The sequence below is a fragment of the Caballeronia glebae genome (assembly GCF_001545035.1).
GTDB lineage: Bacteria > Pseudomonadota > Gammaproteobacteria > Burkholderiales > Burkholderiaceae > Caballeronia > Caballeronia glebae.
The window spans coordinates 1-2,781 of sequence record NZ_FCOJ02000147.1 but is presented as its reverse complement, the minus strand read 5'-3'; the positions used below and the strand labels follow the sequence as shown (position 1 = coordinate 2,781).

Here is a 2,781-nt window from a genome sequence, read left to right as displayed (position 1 = left end):
CGTCGAAACAATGAAAAGGTTAACAGCATTCATCGAGGGTTAACAGCCCTTTCGTTCATTTTGTTAAGGGCTCTTAGCCAGTTATCATTTTGCCGCACGCATCTAGCAGACACCTTTAAGTCCTTCTTTGCCGATGTCATCTCGCCGCCCTTCCTCGCAATCTGCTCGGTCGCTGTGGCGCAAACCGCTCAGCAAAGAGATGCTGCTGCCCCTCCCGTCTTCAGCAGCGCAGACTGTCGCCTTGTCGAATCACTTGACGTTCGCCGCCTGTCGGGCCGGTGCTGGATCGGCGTATCTTTTTGACGAGCTTATTCAACTCGTCTACGTCACGTTCTTTGTGCAAGATGCGGGGTATGGGGACGCGGATGTAAATATTCATGCACGCGCTGAAGCGGTTCTGGAGCGCTGTTTGCAGCGCGCCGAAGTCGAGCGGCGATGGGCGTTCGAGGCGGTGGACCTGCCGTTGTTCGAAGCGGTGTTGCAACAGGCGGACCGACAACTATCGAGTGCGCCAAGATATGTTCACGTTGCTGCACGAGACAGGCTCAAACGGTTCGCCGCTAGCGGGCGCGCCTCGCCGCTCAGATCCACGGCGGCACGCCACTAATCGCAATCGGCCACGCAGCGCGAAAGTGCCCATTAGCACCACACTCTACGCGTGCGTGGCGATAGTCGCTCAGCCCGAACGACGGCCGATATAATGGACCGCGGAAATTTCACGCATCGCACCGGAGTTCTCCTATGAGTCAAACCCGCGGACCGAATGCGGGATATCGAGGCAAGCCAAACAGTCGCCGCCAACCTCATCACCTGACGAATCAGAAGCACCCAGCGCGACGCCAACCTCCTCCAAGAGAGACTAATGGCGGAGCCACGCCGGCGTCGATTATTAAGACTCGTTCCTTGAGATTCCTCGTCGATGCGGTCGGCGCGGAGAATATCGCGCTGGGGCTCGACTCAAGCATGACCCGGATCGCCGAACTGATGCGCGGAGAGCGATTCACGCCCGAGACCGCCTTCCACATGGAAACGACGCTTGGGCTGCCTTCCGGCTTTTTCGACCAACTTCATCCGGTCCTTTCCCCGGAGACGATTGCGCGCCTGAAGGCGCCGCTCGAGTTCGTCCATACGGACGAGATGACCGATGAAGGTGACATCGAGGCAACACCCATTCTTTCAAGTGCGCAGAAGCCATCGCTGCTTGCCAGCAGTTCGCCCAAGGATATGACCATGCCGTCTAAGAGTTCTAAAGAAGCGTCGGGTGCGCCCAAGACCCGTGTCCAAAAGGCTTCTGCGCCGACAAGCGGTCACGCTGCAAGAGCAGGAGATACGTCCAAACCGCACGGGTCGCATCAAGCGGCCGGGCGCAAGCAGGCCTTGCCAAACGGCGGTGCGACCGTAGAGCGCATCAGGCAGGCCAATCTTCACGTTCTCACCGCACGTAACGGTTCGAAGGTCAAGCTCGGCGCGGTGTTGGGTCTTAGCGGTTCGAATATGGCGCACCGACTCCACGGTAAGAAGCGCATGGATGATGCTGAAGCCGAGCGCTTCACCGCGGGGCTTGGCTTGCCTGCAGGGTGGCTCGACACGCCCCGCATTGAAGCCGACATTCCCGAGTCAGTCGCGCAGTTGCTCGCGCCCGCATCACGCGTGCGCGCGCCTGGCCAAGCACCGGCGCCAACCGCTGCGGCGGCGTATGAGGATACACAGGTCGCAGCCGCTCCGACCAGCGAGATGGATGGAGCGCTGCCTAGCACTTCTAGTAACCCGTACACCGAGCCATTGCCAGCTGATGCGGCGGGCCACGGCGACAGCATTGGGAGTCCTCAGCACGAGAACGTCAGCGGTGCCGTTGCAACCCGCGCCGACAGCCCCCTGGAGCGCATCGAAAGCCACGCCCCCGCCCCCATCTCTGCGCCCGGGGAGTCGCTGCCCCCGTTGTCAACGTCGCAATCTACAGCAACGCCGCCCTCCGCCGCTTTGGGAACCAACCTAGACGGTCTTGACGGGATCCCACCGATCGCCGAGGCACTCTTGAAGACGCTCGCCGGCAAGGCGCGCACCGGTCGCTTGGACGAGTTGAAAGCCTTGGAGCTTCTGCAACAAGCCGTTCTGCTATGACAGCGACGTCCGGAAAGCTCTATGAGTGCGGGTCTCACGGACGGACTCGCCAAGGCGCCGCCCGTTGTCGAGAGGCAGCAATCGAGCACTGAAGCATCTTCGAGGACGCCGCTACGCCACGCGGCGTTCATCGCTCGGCCCTACCTCCACCTGTTTCTGTGCGATCTCCTCGACGTCAAGCTCAAGCACAGACAGCCGGGCAAGTTGGGCGGGCAGCAACGCGTAGGCGACGCGTAGCTCATGCAGACGTGCCCTCCAGTACCGAACGCTTATCGGCAACGGAGCTGATGTTGCACGCACTGCCGTCACCAGTTTCCGTATATGAGCGAGTTCGCGATCAGCTTCCAGGGAGGTCCGCTTGAGCAAGCCGGGCGACGTACCGGGGACGTGATGTTTTCGGTCAACTGCGATTGTCTTCATACGCTGTGCATCTCCTGATCGGTTGAGACCAGCGTATTGAGATTCTCGGGATGTCAAGGAAGCATGCGGGCGCGCAACCGGCCGGCCTTGGGGCCCTGGCTGCGAACGATCGGACCGTGCCGGATTCACGCACAGAAGTGCGCGACGCCCAAGGGCTGCATCAGCCGATTATGCCAAGTCGTTGATTATGGAAAGTAGCTGTGATGATCGGCGGCACGATCCGATAATCACAGGGTGTCG

General features: G+C 60.6%; 3 protein-coding genes. 2 read left to right on the top strand and 1 reads right to left on the bottom strand.

The genetic code is table 11. The annotated features are described in order from the left end of the window. Together AWB82_RS38775 and AWB82_RS36435 are read left to right on the top strand one after the other, a co-directional pair. A partial coding sequence (locus AWB82_RS38775; protein ID WP_235023601.1) for a hypothetical protein occupies positions 1 to 303 on the top strand: 303 nt, incomplete at its 5' end. 438 nt (positions 304 to 741) lie between these two features. Beyond that, entirely contained in the window at positions 742 to 2,121 is a 1,380-nt protein-coding gene (locus tag AWB82_RS36435) for a hypothetical protein (protein ID WP_086974078.1), read from the top strand. 111 nt (positions 2,122 to 2,232) lie between these two features. On the opposite strand, the gene AWB82_RS36430 is transcribed toward AWB82_RS36435, so the two are convergent. Continuing rightward, on the bottom strand, positions 2,233 to 2,541 hold the full coding sequence (locus AWB82_RS36430) for a hypothetical protein (protein ID WP_086974077.1): 309 nt from the start codon (positions 2,539 to 2,541) through the stop codon (positions 2,233 to 2,235). Positions 2,542 to 2,781: the final 240 nt, after the last annotated feature.

Excerpts from the sequence above, each read along its gene's own strand:
- AWB82_RS36435 (WP_086974078.1), top strand. The coding sequence starts at position 742 with ATGAGTCAAACCCGCGGACCGAATGCGGGATATCGAGGCAAGCCAAAC.
- AWB82_RS36430 (WP_086974077.1), bottom strand. The coding sequence starts at position 2,541 with ATGAAGACAATCGCAGTTGACCGAAAACATCACGTCCCCGGTACGTCG.